Below are 16812 nucleotides of genomic sequence, written 5' to 3' on the forward strand. Positions count from 1 at the left end.
GGACGACGGCGCATGATTCGGCCCAGCCAGCCCGCACGACCTGCAATTTTTCTGCACCTTCGCCCCGCCGGGCGCGTACTGCCCGGTAGCCGCACCGTTGTTCTTCGCTGGGCGGGCGGCTTGGCAACCACAGCGAATTCAGAGTAATCAGACGTAACTCCGCGATTCATGGAACTGACCTCGCTTAAGCAGCAAATCAGCTACATCATCGGCCGCGACCTGGCCCGCAACTTCGCCCAACAGGGCATCGACCTCGACATCGACACGCTGGCGCAAAGCCTGAAAGAGGCCCTGAGCGGCCAGCAAAGCCGCCTTTCGCCGCAGCAAATGCAGGCCGCCATGCAGCAGTTTCAGCAGCAAATGGCCGCCGAGCAGCCGCAGGGCGGTGGGCAATCGGCCGAGCAAAACCAGCAGGAAGGCGCCGCTTTCCTGGCCGAAAACAAAAACAAAGCCGGCGTGCACACGCTACCCAGCGGCCTGCAGTACGAGGTGCTCAGCGAGGGCTCGGGCAAAAAGCCTTCGCTCAAGAGCTCGGTAACCACGCACTACCACGGCACGCTCATCGACGGCACCGTGTTCGACAGCAGCTACGAGCGCGGCCAGCCCGCCACCTTCCCGGTGAACGGCGTAATTGCCGGCTGGACGGAGGCCCTGCAGCTGATGAGCGAAGGCTCGAAGTACCGCCTCTACATCCCGTCGGAGCTGGCCTACGGCACCCGCGGCGCCGGCTCGGATATCGGCCCGAACGCCACCCTCATTTTCGACGTGGAGCTGCTGAAAGTGAATAATTAAGCTTGGGGTAACAGGTGACAGGTAACACGTGACACGTCAGACGTGATAAGTAGAAAGCAACAGCTCACAAGCTCGTAGACGCTTAAGCTCGTTGGGGCACTGGCCATTGGGCCCCACTAAGCTTAAAGGTTTCGCCCCAAACCTGTCACGTGTTACCTGTTCCCTGTCACCTAGCAACCCCATGGAACCCATTACCCACCCTGGCTTCGCGCCACCGCAGCTCCCGCCTCCCCGGCCGCCCATGCAAAGCCCGGATGGCCGCTGGCTGCTTACCGACGATGAGCTGACCCTGGAGGGCCGCAGCTACAGCCTGCTGGAGCTGGAGCGCGTGTCGGTACAGCCGGTGCGCTGGCTGCTCTGGATTATGCTCGGGGCCTTGGTGTTGGGCGGTTTCACGCTGGCGTTTCTGCAAAACTGGATTCGTACGCCTACGGCCATGGTGGGCATGAGCCTCGGGGTGCTGCTGCTGGCCTGGGGCCGGCGCGGCGCTATGCGGGTGCGCCTGCACCGCCTGGGCCGCGAAGAATCGCACCATGCCCTAGGGGGCGAGCTGCAAACCTGGCAGCCCCTGGCCACCGAAACCAACGTGCGCATTTACCTGCGTCACCAACGCGCCGCCGCCGAGGCCACGGCCCTGCTGGCCGCCGAGCAAGCCAACGCCCCTGCCCCCGCCGGGCCCGAACCCGGCCCCGACCCTATCCCGCCCACATCCTGAGAAAGCTGCTTTGCGGCGGCCGTGCGCACACGGCTGCCCGGCGCTTACTACCTTTGCCCGCCTCTTTCCGAGGGGGTGTATGTTTATTCATGTTGTCGCGATTGTATGAGTGACACCAAAACCTTGTCCGAGGCTCCGACCGCAACCTCGCACCACGCGCACACCGCCGTATCCACGGCGGGCCTGCTTATCGCCCTGGGTATCATCTACGGCGACATCGGCACCTCGCCTTTGTACGTGATGAAGGCCATCGTGCCGGGCCGCATCGAAGCCGACCTGGTGTACGGCGGCATTTCGTGCGTGCTCTGGACGCTCACGCTCCAAACCACCATCAAGTACGTGCTGCTCACCCTCAACGCCGATAACAACGGCGAGGGCGGCATTTTCTCGCTCTACGCGTTGGTGCGCCGCCGCGGCACCTGGCTTTCGGCCGTGGCCATTGTGGGCGGCGCGGCCCTGCTGGCCGACGGCGTAATCACGCCCCCGATTTCGGTATCGTCGGCCATCGAGGGGCTGGAGCGCCTCTACCCCGAAATCCAGACGGTGCCCATCGTTATTGCCATTCTGGTGATGCTGTTTCTGCTGCAAAGCTTCGGCACCCAAATCGTGGGCAAGGCGTTCGGGCCCATTATGTTTCTGTGGTTCTCGATGCTGGCCACGCTGGGCGTAACCGGCATTGTGCAGCACCCCGAAATCCTGCGGGCCGCCAACCCCTACTACGCCTACAACCTGCTCGTGAACACGCCGGGCGGCTTCTGGCTGTTGGGGGCTGTGTTTCTGTGCACCACCGGAGCCGAGGCCCTGTACTCCGACCTAGGGCACTGCGGCAAAGGCAACATCCGCATCAGCTGGGTGTTCGTGAAAACCTGCCTGCTGCTCAACTACTTCGGGCAGGGTGCCTGGCTGATTACCCACCAAGGCGAGCAGCTGAACGGGCGCAACCCCTTCTTCGAGATGATGCCTTCGTGGTTCTTGCTGATTGGTATTGGCATTGCCACCATTGCGGCCATTATTGCCTCGCAGGCGCTGATTACGGGCTCGTTTACGCTGGTGGCCGAGGCCATCCGCCTGAATATGTGGCCCAAAGTAAAGCTGAACTACCCCACCGACGTGAAGGGCCAGCTGTACGTGCCCTCCATGAACCGCCTGCTGCTGCTGGGCTGCATAGCGGTGGTGCTGTACTTCCGCAAGTCCGAAAACATGGAAGCGGCCTACGGCCTGGCCATTACCGTAACCATGCTCATGACCACGCTGCTGCTCTCGATGTGGCTGCGAACCAAGCGCGTGGCCATGCCGCTGGTAGTGCTGTTTTTGGTGGTGTACCTCGCTATTGAAGGCTCGTTCCTGATTGCCAACCTCATCAAGTTTCCGCACGGCGGCTGGGTGTCGGTGGCCATTAGCTTGTGCTTGATTTCGGTGATGTACGTGTGGATGCGCGCCTTTTACATCAAGCGCCGCCTCACCGAGTTCGTGAAAATCGACCCGTACATGGACGCGCTCAAGCAGCTTTCGGCCGACGAATCGGTACCGAAATACGCCACGCACCTCGTGTTCATGACCTCGGCCGAGCGCCAGACGGAAATCGAGTCGAAAATCATCTACTCCATCTTCCAGAAGCGCCCCAAACGAGCTGATATCTACTGGTTTGTGCACGTAGATACCACCGACGAGCCGTACACGATGGAGTACAAGGTAACGGAGCTGGCCAACGACGACGCCTACCGCATTACCTTCCGCCTGGGCTTCCGCGTCGAGCAGCGCATCAACCTGTACTTCCGCAAAGTGGTGGAAGACCTGGTACGCAACAAGGAAGTGGACATTACCTCGCGCTACGAATCCTTGAGCAAGCAGCACGTAACCGGCGACTTCCGCTTTGTGGTGCTCGAGAAGTTTTTGTCGGTCGAAAACGAATTCCCCTTCGTGGAGAACATCGTGATGCAGGCCTACTTCTACATCAAGCAGTTCATCGCCTCCGAAGACAAGTACTTCGGGCTCGATACCTCGTCGGTGAAAATTGAAAAGGTGCCGCTCATCATTACGCCCCCGAAAAGCGTCGATCTGAAGCGCGTGTACTAAGCCCGCGGTTCCCTAGGTTCCTGAAAGCCGCTCCGCCCGCCGGAGCGGCTTTTTTGTGCTTGATGCGCCAAGGCAACCGGGCTGGTTCGGCCGACCCATAACTTGCATAATTCAAATATTATCATAGCTTTATCTACGCAACCCGAACCATGCTACCCACTCAACCAAACACCCCGCTATGCCCAAATTTACCCCCGCCGCCGCGGCGCTTCTGGCGCTGCTGGGCTGCAGCCGCACGCCCGATGCCGAGCTGGCCCAACCCAACCCCGCCCTAGGTGGCGAAGCCCTCAGCACCCAGCAGCTCGATGAGCACATCTGGGAAAAGGTAAAAGCCACCAACGCTCCTTACTCTTGGGCCGACGCCACCGACCACGTGGTATGGAGCGCCCTGCAACGCTCCGACCAGGTGCTGAGCGTGGGCTACGCCCCCGCCGACCAGTGCAGCCCCCAAGCCGCCCTGCCACCTAGGGCTGCCGCCGATGCCGCCTACCAGCAAGCCCGCGAGCAGGTGTTGCGCCTGATTTTGAGCAGCGAGCAACAGGCCGACCCTACCCTCACGCCGGAGCAGCTGGTGGTGTTTGCCGATGAAACCCTGCCCGTGCTGAGCGTGCGGGTGCGGCAGCTGAGCACCGTGCAGCGCCTGCGCCGCTCGCCCTTGGTGCGCTACGCCGAGCCCATGGGCTACGACCCCTACCGCCCGCGCACCAGCACGGCCGCCCAGCGCAGCCTGAGCAGCAGCGGCTGCGGCTCGAACACCGCCACGCCCAACCTGGTAGCCGGCTCCGATTACACCGTGCTCAGCAACGGCAGCAAATCGTCGTGGAACCAGGCCGATGTATACCACGGCGTGCGCTCGGCGTGGTCGCAGAGCACGGGCCAGGGCATTAAGCTCGTGGTTATCGATACCGGCTCGTCGGATGCGCAGGAAAACCTGGGCAGCGCGTTCAACCAAGGCCTGAGTGCGGGCCGCACCGTGGAGCGGCTGGTAACGCTGCCGCGCTCCACGTTCTTCGGCATTCCTACGGGCCCCGTTGAAACGCCCAACGACCAGTGCGGCCACGGCACCAGCATGGCCGGGGCAGCCGCCGCCCCGCGCGGCACCGATGGCGCCTCGGTGGGCATTGCCTACAACAGCAACCTGATTACCATTCGGGCCGCCGCCGATGTGTTTCTGGATGAAAGCCGCGAGGTGAAGGGCGTGTCGGATGCCTTTGTACTGGCGGCCAACCGTGCCGATGTGCGCATCATCAGCATGAGCATGGGCCGCGTTACCGGCAGCTCGCAAATGGCCGATGCCATCCGGTACGCCCACGCGCGGGGCAAGCTCATCTTTTGCGCGGCCGGCACCTCGTTCGATTGGTCGGCGGGTTGGGTCGGGGTTATTTTCCCGGCCAACCTGGCCGAGGCAGTGGCTGTTACCGGCATCAAGGACAACCTGACCTCGCGCTGCGACGAGTGCCACGTGGGCTCCGACGTGGAGTTTACGGTGGTAATGCAGCGCAGCAGCAACAACCTGCGGCCCCTGTCGCTGGCCATGAGCGGCGACGCGCCCAGCACCGTGGGCGGCTCGTCGGTTTCTACCGCTTCCATGGCTGGCATGGCCGCGGTAGTATGGAGCAAGTACCCCACCGAAACCCGCGAGCAGATAAAGCAGCGCCTGGTAGCCGCCAGCACCAACGCCACCAACCGCGACCCTAGCTTCGGCTACGGCCGCGTGAACCTGGCCAAAGCAGTGGGTGCGCTGGCGCAATAGCTGCGCACGTGCTCCCGAAACACCGCGGCCCGCCCCAGTTGCTGGAGCGGGCCGCGGTGTTTTTGGGCCAGGTGCGACCTAGGGCAAGAAGATACGCTTGCGCGTGTCGAGCTGCTGCAGCATGCGCACGAACTCGGCATCGGCGGCGGCGCGCTGCTCGGGCCCTAGGTGCTTGGCGCTGCCAATCATAAAGGGCTCGTACACCTCCATGCCGCAGAAGGCGAACGTGCCGCGCAGCAAGTGGCTCAAGGTCGATTCGAGCGTGGGCAGGGTTACGCCGTCCCACAGCTCGTTGGGCGTGCCCGAGGTAAGCGACACCAGCGCCTTTTTGCCGGCCAGCTCCTTGGTGCCTCCGTAGGCAAAGCCCACGGCCAGCACGCGGTCGATCCAGCCCTTGAGGATAGCCGGTACCGAGTGCCACCACAGCGGAAATTGCAGCATGAGCAAATCGGCGCGGCGCAGCTTCTCCATTTCGGCCTCGATGCCGGGCTCAAAACTATCGGCCGCCACGCCCGCCCGCTGGGCCGCCTGCAGGTCGAAAAAATCGGTCGCGTAGGCGGGCTCCAGGTCGGCGGGGCCGGCCACGGCCGCAAAGCGTTGGCGGTACAGGTCGGAAACCTCCACGGTGTGGCCGGCCGCGGTAAGGGTTTCGACAGCGAGGCGGGCCAGGTGCCCGTTGTACGACGCCGGCTCGGGATGAGCCAGCACAAGCAGAACATTCATGATCAGTTAAACTACAACCGCCGCTGCCCCATTGGGCAGCGGCGGGCAATGGAACCTAGGGAAAATTTACGGCTACCTAGCTCGGCAATTGCAGCCACTTGCGGCGCACGGCCAGCTGCTCCGGCGTGGCGTTGTCGGCCATTTCGATGCGGTACTTGGCGGCGGTGCTGGCCAGCAGCGGAAACGACAGTTCGCGCAGCTGCCCGTCGCGCGCTACCAGCAGCTTCACGGTGCTGCCCACGGGGCGGGCGGCCATGTAGCGGTTGATGTCGTCGGTTACGCGCATGCCGTCGAGGGCCAGAATTTCGTCGCCCACGTTCAGGCCGCCCTGCCACGCGCTGCCGTCGCGCACCACGCCGGTTACCGTGGGCCGGCCGTTGTTGGCCGACACGCTGGCACCTAGGGCGGCTTCGGGCTGGCCGGCGGTGTTTGTCAGGCGCAGGCCCGCATAACCCAGGGCGCCTTCGTAATCGAGGCGCACGGTGCCGTACACCGAGCGTTTAAAGAAATCGTCGAAACGGCGGCCGGCTACTTTGGCCACGGCATCCTGAAACTCCTCGTCGCGGAAGCCGCGCTTTTGCTTCACGTAGTACTCGTCGTAGAGGTAGCGCATCACGTCGTCGAGGCTTTTCTGGCCTTTCGTGGCGTTGATAATCATCAGATCGAGCACGGCCCCGATAACCTCGCCCTTGTCGTAGTAGCTGATGCCGGTGTTGGCCGAGTTCTCGTTGGGCCGGTAGTACTTAATCCAGGCATCAAAGCTCGACTCGGCTGCCGATTGCTCGCGGTTGCCGGGCGTGTTCTCCACGCGCGTAATGCCGGTGGCCAGCTGATCGAGGTACTGCTGCGGCTTCTGGAAGCCGGCGCGCTGCACAATCAGGTTCGAGAAATACTCGGTGCCGCCTTCGCTCAGCCACAGCATGCGCGTGTAGTTCTCCTGGTCGTAGTCGAACGGACCCAGGGCGATGGGGCGGATGCGCTTCACGTTCCAGAGGTGGAAGTACTCGTGCGCCGCCAGGCCCAGCAGGCCCATGTAGCCGGCCTCGGAGTTGTAGGCGTTGCGCGATACTTGCAGCGTAGTCGAGAACAAGTGCTCCAGGCCGCCGCCCCCGCGCTCCAGGTTGTGCACGATAAACAGGTACCGGTCGAGCGGATTGCGGCCCACCACCTTCTGCGAGGTTTCGCAAATGCGCTTGAAGTCCTCGGTGATGCGCTGCTCGTCGTAGTTGCCGGGGCCGTACATGGCAATGCGGTGCGGCGTGCCGTTGGCCTCAAACGTCAGCTCCTTGTGGTTGCCGATTTCGATGGGCGAATCGGCCAGCTCGTCGTAGTTGCTCGACTGGAACGTGAACGTGGGCCCGTTGCCGGCCGGCTTCAGGCTCGTCGATACTTTGCTCCAGCCCTGGGCCGGGCGCACCTCCAGCGTGCTCGGCAGCTGCTTTTGCTGCGCCGGGTACATAAACACGCTCGAGCCGTTGAGGTAGCCGTGCGAGGCATCCACGAAGCTGGTACGCACGCTCAGCTCGTTGGCGTACACGCGGTAGCGCACCGTAATGTTCTTTTGGCCGGCGTGCTCAATCCGCCAGGTATTCTTATCGATTTTGCTGACGCCCAGGTTTTTGCCACCCGCGCTGGCCGCAAAGCCCTCCACGTTTTTGGCAAACTCGCGCACCAGGTACGAGCCCGGTGCCCACACCGGCATTTTTACATCGGTGCTGCGGCCCGTAAAGCCGCTCAGTTGCATTTCGACCTCGAAGTAGTGCGTTTGCGGCGCCGGCATGGCCAGCACGTAGCGCAGGGCCGGCGCAGCCAGCACGGGTGCGCTGCCCAATAGCACCACCAGGGCGGTGGCACCTAGGCGGCGCTTGGTTAATTGAAACATGTGTTCAGGGAAAGGAGGAGTGAAATGGGTGCGGAAGGCGAAATGTGCTACTGACAACCCCACGCACCCGGGGGCTGCAAAGCCGGCGTGAATATACCCAGCCCGGCCGTGCGCAACGCACTTGCCGGCGGCTTCGTTAGCAGCTTCAGCCGCCGCACCTGCAACCACACCGGGCGGTTGGCACGATTATGCGTTACATCTGGCTGATGTTTGGAATTTGCATGACCCTGCTGCTGGCCCTGTGGGCCTGGCCGCGCCTCAGCCCCACCGCGCCCGTACCCGCCTCCGGCGACTTGCCCCCCGTGCGGGCCGTGGTGTACCGCGCCGCCACCGGCACTGCCCCCGTTACCCGCCCCGATAGCGTGGTGCGCTTTGCCCTGCGCCAGCTCGGCAAGCCCTATTGCTACGCCGGCACCACGCCCCAAGGCGGTTTCGACTGCTCGGGCTTCCTGACGTACGTGTACAACCAGTTTGGTGTGGAGGTACCGCACTCCTCGGCCCTTCAGTACAAAACCGGCCAGCCCGTAGCCCGGCAGCAGGCCCGCAAAGGCGACCTGATCATTTTTACGGGCACGGCGCAGGGCAGCACCACGCCCGGCCACGCGGGCATCGTTATTTCGGAACCCGGCCAGCCCTTGCGCTTCGTGCACTCGTCCTCGTCGCGCCGCGACCCGGGCGTAAAAATCAGCCAGGTCGACGGCACCGACTACGAGCGCCGCTTCCTGGGTGTGAGGCGGGTACTATAGCGGTGCTCGGCGCTGACGCGGCACGCGCCAAGGCGCGCTTCCGGGTAGCTGAGGAGTGGCACTAGGGAACAATGGCACTGGCGCGAGTCTTAGCGCCTTCGGCGCGCGACTCGTGCCAGCAACATGGAAAGGAGTCTCCAGACTCCCGGGCGTTGCACGGCACCTAGGGAACAGCTTGCCTGCACAGGCTGCCTAACGTTATCATTGCTGATGGCACCTAGGCCACGTCGTTCACGGCACGGGAGTTAGAAACTCCCCTCCATGCTGCGGCACGAGTAGCGCGCTTCGCGCTAAAACTCGCGCCAGTAGCCTAGCAAGCTGCTAAATCAAGCCGACCAACGAGCGGTATACAAACAGCGAGGCCCGGTTGCCTTCACAGGTAACCGGGCCTCTAATCCTGTGGCCATCTTACCAAGCGACCAGCCCGGGGACACCGGAGTGGTCATCTTAGGCGAAGACCTGCCGTAATGTGAGAGTGCATACGCATCCCCACGACACTTGAGTGTTACGCGCGTCCGGCGGTGAGGCGGACAACATTACTCAGGCTTGGCAGGATGGATTTGGGACTACTGGACATTGTACACCTCCTTTCTCGTTAGTAAAACATCTCCCCAGGGGCGCTACCGACAACACGGGTCCGCTAGCTGGGGCTGTAGCACTCGCTACGGTCACTAAAGTTATATGGGATACGTTTGGTTCAAAATAAAAACCGCTTTTTCTAACCCATTGAGCCAACTTTTATAGCATGCGGCTGAATGTCAGCCCATTTATTTTTTCTGGTTGCCGCGCACCAGCTTCGGGCCCTAGGTATTGGTACGCTACTTGTGTATCTATGCCCAGCCTGCATGTTGCAGAGTTGAGTTTCTTTTGCATATTTTTCCCTCCCAACCCCTTTTCACACCCTTATTTTAATGATGAAGAAACTGCTCCTGTGCCTGGCCTTACTGCTGGGCTTTGTAGGTGTAGCCTCGGCGCAAAGCCTGTCCCCGCTTGGGGTATGGACGAACAGCGAGAAGAAGGCCACCTTCGAGATTTACCAGTGCGGCAACGGCAAAAAACTCTGCGGCAAAATCGTGTCGCTGACCACGCCCAACGACCCCAAAACCGGCAAGCCCAAAACCGACTCGCAGAACCCCGACCCCAAGCTGCGCAGCCGCCCGCGCCTGGGCCTGGTATTCATGCAAGGGTTTGAGTACGACGAAGCCAACAAGTGGGACGACGGCAAGATTTACGACCCCGAAACGGGCAAAACCTACTCCTGCTACATGAAGATGCTCAACGCCAACACCATGGAAGTGAAGGGCTACATCGGTATTTCGATGATTGGCCGCTCGCAAACCTGGACGCGCGTGAAGTAAGCCCGCTGAACTTACGGCCGATGCCGCCCGTTTCGGAGTACCGGAGCGGGCGGCTTCTGCTTTTAATAGGCCCGCAGTTTCTTACCTTGGCCTTACGCCCTTGACCAAACCCCTACCCCTCGTGAAAGCCATTCGAGTACTTCCGCTGCTGCTGGCCCTGGCGCTGGCACCGTGGGGGCAGCTGTTTGCCCAGCCGGCGGCCATGCCCCTGGGCGTGTGGGCCGATGAGCAGGGCGAAAGCCACATCGAGCTCTACCGCTGCGGCGAGCAGCTGTGCGGCAAAATCGTGAACCTGCAGCAGCCCAACGACGCCGAGGGCCACCCCCGCCTCGATGTGCACAACCCCGACCCCAAAAAACGCACCCAGCCGCACCTAGGGCTGGTGGTGCTGCAAAACCTGCGCTACGACGCCGGCAGCAACCGCTGGGACGGCGGCGAAATCTACGACCCCGAAAACGGCCGCACCTACTCCTGCTTTGTGCGCCAACTAGGCCCCGATAAGCTCGAAGTGAAAGGCTACATCGGTTTTGCGCTGGTGGGCCGCTCGCAGTACTGGACGCGCGTACGCAAAGCCACTGCCGAGGAAGCAGCGCCGAAGTAAACGGTTTAAACTATTTGGCTGAGCGGGTGTTTTTGGCCTGTTCGACGTGCTTTATACCGGCTTGTTTCGCTTCCTCCAACAACTACTCAAGGGCCAGTCGGCCCCTACCGACTGGCACCCGCTCCAACGCTCGGCGGCGGAGCTAAAGGCCTATGCGCAGTGGGTGCAGGAGAAGGTGTACCTGAATTGGCTTAACCCCTATTTCAAGGCCTACCACTACACCAAAGCCGGCCTGCCCCCCGGCCCCAAGGGCCTGCGCGTGCAGCTCGTGGAGGGCTGCGGCCAACAGGGCGCCCTGCTGTTCTACGACCCCAGTATCGGCCCGCACAACTTCCGGCACCTGTTCGATTTGATCCGCGACCGTACGCTGCCGCTCGGCTACCACCTTTCTACCTCCGATGTGCGCACGCGCAAGCACCCGCGCTACACCGAAACCATTGCCAAGCACTTCCTCAAGCCCAACCCCACCTGCTGCCCCGATACCGGCCGCTGCGAACAACGCTTCGGCACCGTAGCGGTCGATATGATCAGCCTGAACGGCCACCCGGGCTTTATCCGGCTGGTGTGCAACCCCATCCAGGATGCCATGTTTTGCCCGGCCGAGTCGTTCGACAAGCTGATGGAAGCCGTGTTTCACGTGCCTATCGTGTAGCGCCCGCAGCCGGCACATAAAGCGTGTGGACAGTAAGTAAAAAGGCGTCATGCTGAGCTTGTCGAAGCATCTCTACCGCTTCGCCAGATACTAATCCCAACGAAGCGGGAGAGATGCTTCGACAAGCTCAGCATGACGGACTAATGGAGGCGAATGCCTATTGATCTGGCGTACCACACGCCCTAGGGCTTGGCCGCGGCGGCCCTAGGTGCGGGCCGCAGTTGGCCCGGCCGGCAGGTAATTAGTCGAGCTTAACGAAGCGCATCCATTGCTCGTCGGTGGTCAGGCGCACGAAGTACACGCCCGCGGCCAGCCCCCGCACGCTTACGGTTGGGTTGGCCGGTTGCAGGGTTTGGCGGCGCACCACCCGGCCGCGCACATCCACCACCAGCACCTCGGCGGCCTGCCGCAAGCCGGCTTGCACCACCACGTTGTCGGTGGCGGGGTTGGGGAAGAGCTGCAAGCCGCCGGCCTCGGGCTCGGCCGTGCTCAGGTGGTCGAGTATCCATTGGTTGGGGTCAACCTCCACGCCCGTAACCGTTTGGCCGGCTGCCACTGGCACCTCAAAGGTTTGCACCGGTTGCGTTTGCCGCAGCCGCACCACCGTCGATTGCCCCGAGGCGTACCGGATCAGGTAATCCACCTCGGTATCGAAAAACGGCGTAACGGTGGGCATGCTCACAGTTTCGGTTACGCGCAGCGCGAGGTTGTTGCCGGTTTGCCGCCAGCTGGCTTTAAACGTGGGGTAGCCCTCGCCGCGGTACCACTGATCGAAGAAGTATTGCAGCGGGCGGCCGGCCTCTTGCTCAAAGATGCGCTGCAAATCGCGGGTGCGGGCCGTGCGGTTGCCGTAGGTGCTTTGATAGGTGCGCAAGGCCCTGAAAAACCTGGCGTCGTCGTTGAGCAGGTAGCGCAGCATGTGCACCACCATGGCGCCTTTTTTGTAGCTCAGCCGCGAGCTGAAGATGCGGCCCACGTTGGTGGTATCGGTGGCGCGCACCGAGCCGCCGGGCTGAAACACGTTGGTGCGCGTGGCGGGGTCGAGGGTGTAGCGGGCGGCGGTGCTGGCCTGATCAATCCACTGCCGGGCCTCGGTGGCCGAGGCAAAGCGCGACAGGGCCAGATACTCGCCGTAGCTGGCAAAGCCTTCGTTCAGCCAGATATCCTCCCAGGCCCCGCAGGTAACGTTGTCGCCAAACCATTGGTGGAACAGCTCGTGCGCCGTAAGCGTGAAGGTGAAGCGGTCCTGCGTGGTCATGGTTTGGTGCTCCATGCCCCCGCCGATGGGCGCCATGGCATGCCCGTATTTTTCGGCGGCAAACGGGTACAAGCCCACCGGGCCCGAAAAATGCTCGATAAACCCGGGCGTGCGGTCGATTTCGGCCTTGGCGTTGTCGAGCGTGGCTTGGTTGTAGATGTAGTTGACCACCGGAATGCGCGGCCCGCCCGCCGGGTTGGCGTAATTCACGTACTCCACGTAGGGCCCCACGGCTACCGAAATCAGGTAGTAGGCAATGGGGTAGCGCGAGTGCCACTCGTAGCGGCTGCGGCCGTCGGGCAGGGGCGTAACGCGCTTCAGCACCCCGTTGGAGCCTACTTTGTTGGTGCTGGCCGTGGTAACCCACACCGCGCACGAGTCGGCCTTATCGGTGAGCACCTGCTTGCACGGAAACCACTCGTGGGCGCTGTACGGCTCCGATAAGCTCCAGGTAACGTTGGTGCCCGCTACCACGGCCGTGTTCAGGGCGTTGCCGATGGCCGCGGTGTTGCCGTTGGGCGCGGTGCCGCGGTAATAAATGCGGGCCTCGAACTGCGCGCCCGCGGCCACGGCCTGCGGCAGGGCGGCGGTTACGTCGTGGCCGGCGCGGCGCCAGCCCGGGCTGCGCCGGCCCCCCACCACCACCGAGTCGATGAGGTAGCCGCTGCCGTCGGTGGCGTTGCGGTTGTAGAGCTCAAAGGCCAGCGAATCGAGCGGCCGGCCGCTTTTGTTGCGCGCCCGCAGCAGCACATTCCCGCTCACGGCGCGCGAGTTGTTTTGGAGCGTCAGATCGAGCTTGTAAAACTGCACGTCGTAGCGCTCCATGTTGTCGCGGTGCCGCAGCGTGGCGCTGGGCCGGCCGAGCGCCGGGCCAGCCAGGCGCGTGCGCACGCACTCCTCGCCGCCGGCGGCCAAATCGGCGGCGCTCAGGCGCGGGGCGGGTGTTTGAGCCGGGGCAGGCACCACGGTACCTAGGGCCAGCAATAGTAAGGTATGGGTAGCGCGCATAGCATTTGAGGGTGCGGTGGCGCGGGTTGCCACCCTTCTTCCTGACCAATGACCCGGCAGCCTTGGCCGGGCTGCAATCTTAAGGCTATTTGGCTATGCAATAAACTACTGATTCTGTTATATTTTGCTGAAGAAGCTGGCGCTGGCCGGCATTCTGCCTCCCACCCATCGGCTGCTTTGTATGATCCTGTACCGCTACTTCCTGCTCCTGTTGCTGCTGTTGTTGCTCGTACCTAGGGCCCGGGCCACGCACATTGTGGGCGGCGAGCTGGATTTGCAGTACCAGTCGGGCTCCATGTACCGCCTCACGCTCACGCTGTATTTCGATGCCATCAACGGCAGCACCGGCGCCCTCGACAACGATGCCACGGCCGGCATTTTTGAGCGCGGCAGCAACCGGCGCGTGCGCGACGTTACGCTGCCGCTGGTGGGCAACACTTTTGTGCCCTACACCAACGTGGCCTGCACCATCGGCTCGCTGAGCACGCGCCGGCTGGTGTATTCGAGCCTGATTGAGATGACCCCGGCCCAGTACGGCGCCGCCAGCGGCTACTACGTGGCCGTGGAGCGCTGCTGCCGCAACGGCGTCATCAACAACATAGCGCTGCCCGGCGACGCCGGCCAGACCTACTACCTCGAGTTTCCGGCGGTGGTGCGCAACGGGCAGGCCTTCCGCAACTCCTCGCCCCGCATCTTTCCGCCCCTGAGCGACTACGCCTGCATCAACGAGCTGTTTTACTTTGATTTCGGCGGGCAGGACGCCGACGGCGACTCGCTGGTGTACGAAATGGCCACCCCCCTGAATGGCCACGCCAACACCCTGATACCGCGCCCGGAGCAGGCCCAGCCCGCGCCCTACCGCGAAATAACCTGGCTGCCCGGCCTGAGCGTGAACAACCAAATGCCCGGCGCGCCCACGCTCTCGGTGGGCCGCACCACCGGCCGCCTCACCGTGCGGCCCACGCGGCAGGGGCTGTTTGTGTTTGCCGTGAAGTGCTCGGAGTACCGCCGGGGCCTGAAGATCGGCGAGGTGCGCCGCGACTTTCAGCTGCTGGTTATCAACTGCCCGCGCAACCAAACGCCGCAGCTGGTGGTGCGCCCGCCCGGCACCCCCCGCGGCACCTACCGCGAAGGCCGCGACACGCTGCGGCTGCGGGCAGGGCAAAACCGCTGCCTTCGCTTTAATTTTACCGACGTGGACCCCGCTTCGGCGCTGCAGCTGGAGCTTCGCGCCATCAACTTCCCGCAAAACCTGGTGCCCGCCCCCACGCTGCGGCAGGGCACGGTGCGCGCCCCGGGCCAGCCCGATACGCTCACGTCCGAAATCTGCTTTCCGGAGTGCTTCAGCAGCGGCGGCAAGGTGTTTCTGCTCGATGTGATTGTGGCCGACAACGGCTGCAGCCTGCCCCGGCGCGATACCGTGCGCGTGGCTTTCACGGCCGACGCCCCGCCCAACCAGCTGCCCACGGTAGCGTGGGTAGGCGCCGCCCCGCCGCTGCCGGTGCAGGCCAAAGTGGGCGACCTGCTGGAGTTTGAGATTCTGGGGCTGGATGCCGACCTGGATGCCGTAACGCTGGAGCTTACCGGCCGCGGCTTTACGCCCGCGCAGGTTGGGGCGCAGCTGGTGGCCGTAAGCAACGCCCCCGGGCGCAGCGTGGCCCGGTTTAGGTGGCAGGTTGATTGCCGCGCCGTGGAGCGCGGCTTGCACGAGTTTCAGATAATAGCGGCGGCCAACCCCTGCCAGCAACGGCAAGCCAGCGCGCCGCTGCTGCTGCCGGTGCAGGTAAACTACCGCAACGCGGCGCCCCGGCTGGCCACTACCTTCCCGCCGGCTTCGCCCAGCCCCGCCGACCCGCCCGTGGTGATACGCATGCGCCTAGGTGGTGTGTACGAGGCCACCCTCGACGGCACCGACCCTGACCTCGACGGCCTTACGCTCACGGCCGCGGGCACCAACTTCGAGCTAGCGGCCATGGGCATGTCGATGAGCAGCAGCGGCTCGCCGGGCTCGGCTACGGGCAAGTTCAGGTGGCAGGCCTCGTGCGCCGGAGTAAACCAGGAGCCACTGGAGGTAACCTTTACCCTCGCCGACAATACCTGCCGCCCGGTGCCGCAGCAGCGGGTGGTGCGCTTTGAGGTGGAGCGCCCCACCGCGCCCGAGTTTTTGCCGCCCAACGTGTTCACGCCCAACAACGACGGCCGCAACGACTACTTCGAGCTGCCCACCCTGCCCCCCGATTTCTGCGAGCAGCGCTTTGCCTCCGTCACGGTGTTCAGCCGCTGGGGCAACAAAGTATACCGCTCCGCCGACCGCACGTTCCGCTGGAACGGCAAAGGCGTACCCGAGGGCGTGTACTATTACCTGGTGGAGTACACCGATGGGCGCGCTTTCAAAGGCACCGTTACGGTTATTCCCTAGGTGCCCCAGGGGCCCAGCAGCAAAAAGGCCCGACGGCGTTTGCCGTCGGGCCTTTTGTATGGGGTTGATGCCGGGTTAAAACAGGAACAGAAACATCATGAACAGGGCCACCCAAAGCCCGTCGATGAAGTGCCAGTAAATGTTGAGCAGCCGGAGCTGCAGGCGGCGGTACGGGTTGCGGATGAACACGAGGGTGCGCACGCCGTCGCGGGCGGCGTACACGGTGCGCACCAGCAGCACCAGCAAAAACAGCATACCCCCGAGCAGGTGCACCACGTGCAGGGCCGAAATCAGGTATACGTAGGTGCCCGATGGCTCGCCCGTAAAGAAGATGCCCTGCTGATCCAGCTCGCGCCAGCCGAGTATCTGCAGCCCGGCAAAGATGCCGCCCAGTATCAGCGTTGCGCCAAGACAGCGCGTAAGGCCCGGCACGTCGTCGGCGCGGTAGAGGCGCTGGGCCTGGCTGAGCACGTAGCTGCTGACCACCAGCACCACCGTGCTCAGCGAAAACCACCTAGGAAACGGGTGCACGCTGCCCACCGAGCCGTTGTTGGCGCGGGTTTGCAGGTACAGCACCACCAAAATGCCAAACAGCACCGTTATGCCCACCAGGCTCAGGTACAGCAGCATCACCAGCGGCGGCACTTTCTCGATGCGCGCGAAGGCCGGCGCCGGCCGCCCCGCTCCCACTTTATCCTTACGTTCCTTGTCTGAATTCATGGCCTGAAGCAGTGCTAAAGCACCGCCTGCCTAAGACCGCCAGAACCGCAAATGGTTTTGCGGGGCTTTTTGCGAGAGGTGCTTCTTACAAGGTACGCAAAAACAGGGG

The 16812-nt window shown here is 63.2% G+C and carries 13 protein-coding genes; 9 read left to right on the top strand and 4 right to left on the bottom strand.

The genetic code is table 11. The annotated features are described in order from the left end of the window. Positions 1–168: 168 nt before the first annotated feature. The 4 genes from OIS50_RS05935 to OIS50_RS05950 all read left to right on the top strand — a co-directional run bounded on the left by OIS50_RS05935 (position 169) and on the right by OIS50_RS05950 (position 5336). Positions 169–792 carry an FKBP-type peptidyl-prolyl cis-trans isomerase gene (locus OIS50_RS05935; protein WP_264693401.1) on the top strand — a complete coding sequence of 208 codons (624 nt, stop codon included), beginning with the start codon at positions 169–171 and terminating at the stop codon, positions 790–792. A gap of 181 nt (positions 793–973) precedes the next feature. After that, entirely contained in the window at positions 974–1507 is a 534-nt protein-coding gene (locus tag OIS50_RS05940) for a hypothetical protein (protein ID WP_264693402.1), read from the top strand. Positions 1508–1612: 105 nt separating this feature from the next. Beyond that, a complete protein-coding gene (locus OIS50_RS05945; protein WP_264693403.1) occupies positions 1613–3583 on the top strand; it encodes a KUP/HAK/KT family potassium transporter in 1971 nt (656 codons plus the stop codon). A 178-nt stretch (positions 3584–3761) separates the two neighbouring features. After that, on the top strand, positions 3762–5336 hold the full coding sequence (locus OIS50_RS05950) for a S8 family peptidase (RefSeq protein ID WP_264693404.1): 1575 nt from the start codon (positions 3762–3764) through the stop codon (positions 5334–5336). A 78-nt stretch (positions 5337–5414) separates the two neighbouring features. Here the strand turns inward: OIS50_RS05950 and OIS50_RS05955 are convergent, their stop codons facing one another. Both OIS50_RS05955 and OIS50_RS05960 read right to left on the bottom strand, forming a co-directional pair. Further along, positions 5415–6059, bottom strand: a complete 645-nt coding sequence (locus OIS50_RS05955; RefSeq protein WP_264693405.1) for an NAD(P)H-dependent oxidoreductase — start codon at positions 6057–6059, stop codon at positions 5415–5417. A 76-nt stretch (positions 6060–6135) separates the two neighbouring features. Further along, positions 6136–7941, bottom strand: a complete 1806-nt coding sequence (locus tag OIS50_RS05960) for a M61 family metallopeptidase (RefSeq protein ID WP_264693406.1) — start codon at positions 7939–7941, stop codon at positions 6136–6138. A 188-nt stretch (positions 7942–8129) separates the two neighbouring features. On the opposite strand from OIS50_RS05960, the gene OIS50_RS05965 reads away from it, so the two are divergent. From OIS50_RS05965 to OIS50_RS05980, 4 genes are all read left to right on the top strand, one after another. Further along, on the top strand, positions 8130–8687 hold the full coding sequence (locus OIS50_RS05965; protein ID WP_264693407.1) for a C40 family peptidase: 558 nt from the start codon (positions 8130–8132) through the stop codon (positions 8685–8687). Positions 8688–9601: 914 nt separating this feature from the next. Further along, on the top strand, positions 9602–10045 hold the full coding sequence (locus OIS50_RS05970) for a DUF2147 domain-containing protein (RefSeq protein WP_264693408.1): 444 nt from the start codon (positions 9602–9604) through the stop codon (positions 10043–10045). Between the two features lie 121 nt (positions 10046–10166). Further along, positions 10167–10646, top strand: coding sequence for a DUF2147 domain-containing protein (locus OIS50_RS05975; protein ID WP_264693409.1), 480 nt, complete (start codon positions 10167–10169; stop codon positions 10644–10646). A gap of 61 nt (positions 10647–10707) precedes the next feature. Further along, entirely contained in the window at positions 10708–11298 is a 591-nt protein-coding gene (locus tag OIS50_RS05980) for a hypothetical protein (protein WP_264693410.1), read from the top strand. A 241-nt stretch (positions 11299–11539) separates the two neighbouring features. Here OIS50_RS05980 and OIS50_RS05985 read toward each other — a convergent pair whose 3' ends face one another. Beyond that, positions 11540–13564: a M1 family metallopeptidase gene (locus OIS50_RS05985; RefSeq protein WP_264693411.1), complete on the bottom strand. Its 2025-nt coding sequence runs from the start codon at positions 13562–13564 to the stop codon at positions 11540–11542. Between the two features lie 181 nt (positions 13565–13745). Here OIS50_RS05985 and OIS50_RS05990 point away from each other — a divergent pair, with 181 nt between their 5' ends. Next, positions 13746–15983 (top strand): gliding motility-associated C-terminal domain-containing protein, encoded by a 2238-nt coding sequence (locus tag OIS50_RS05990; RefSeq protein WP_264693412.1) that lies wholly within the window; start codon positions 13746–13748, stop codon positions 15981–15983. A gap of 75 nt (positions 15984–16058) precedes the next feature. Here OIS50_RS05990 and OIS50_RS05995 read toward each other — a convergent pair whose 3' ends face one another. Next, positions 16059–16703 carry a cytochrome c oxidase subunit 3 gene (locus tag OIS50_RS05995; RefSeq protein WP_264693413.1) on the bottom strand — a complete coding sequence of 215 codons (645 nt, stop codon included), beginning with the start codon at positions 16701–16703 and terminating at the stop codon, positions 16059–16061. Positions 16704–16812: the final 109 nt, after the last annotated feature.

The sequence above is a fragment of the Hymenobacter sp. YIM 151858-1 genome, assembly GCF_025979705.1.
Lineage (GTDB): Bacteria > Bacteroidota > Bacteroidia > Cytophagales > Hymenobacteraceae > Solirubrum.

Coding starts and splice junctions, on each gene's coding strand:
- OIS50_RS05935 (WP_264693401.1), top strand. CDS start 169: ATGGAACTGACCTCGCTTAAGCAGCAAATCAGCTACATCATCGGCCGC.
- OIS50_RS05940 (WP_264693402.1), top strand. CDS start 974: ATGGAACCCATTACCCACCCTGGCTTCGCGCCACCGCAGCTCCCGCCT.
- OIS50_RS05945 (WP_264693403.1), top strand. CDS start 1,613: ATGAGTGACACCAAAACCTTGTCCGAGGCTCCGACCGCAACCTCGCAC.
- OIS50_RS05950 (WP_264693404.1), top strand. CDS start 3,762: ATGCCCAAATTTACCCCCGCCGCCGCGGCGCTTCTGGCGCTGCTGGGC.
- OIS50_RS05955 (WP_264693405.1), bottom strand. CDS start 6,059: ATGAATGTTCTGCTTGTGCTGGCTCATCCCGAGCCGGCGTCGTACAAC.
- OIS50_RS05960 (WP_264693406.1), bottom strand. CDS start 7,941: ATGTTTCAATTAACCAAGCGCCGCCTAGGTGCCACCGCCCTGGTGGTG.
- OIS50_RS05965 (WP_264693407.1), top strand. CDS start 8,130: ATGCGTTACATCTGGCTGATGTTTGGAATTTGCATGACCCTGCTGCTG.
- OIS50_RS05970 (WP_264693408.1), top strand. CDS start 9,602: ATGAAGAAACTGCTCCTGTGCCTGGCCTTACTGCTGGGCTTTGTAGGT.
- OIS50_RS05985 (WP_264693411.1), bottom strand. CDS start 13,564: ATGCGCGCTACCCATACCTTACTATTGCTGGCCCTAGGTACCGTGGTG.
- OIS50_RS05990 (WP_264693412.1), top strand. CDS start 13,746: ATGATCCTGTACCGCTACTTCCTGCTCCTGTTGCTGCTGTTGTTGCTC.
- OIS50_RS05995 (WP_264693413.1), bottom strand. CDS start 16,703: ATGAATTCAGACAAGGAACGTAAGGATAAAGTGGGAGCGGGGCGGCCG.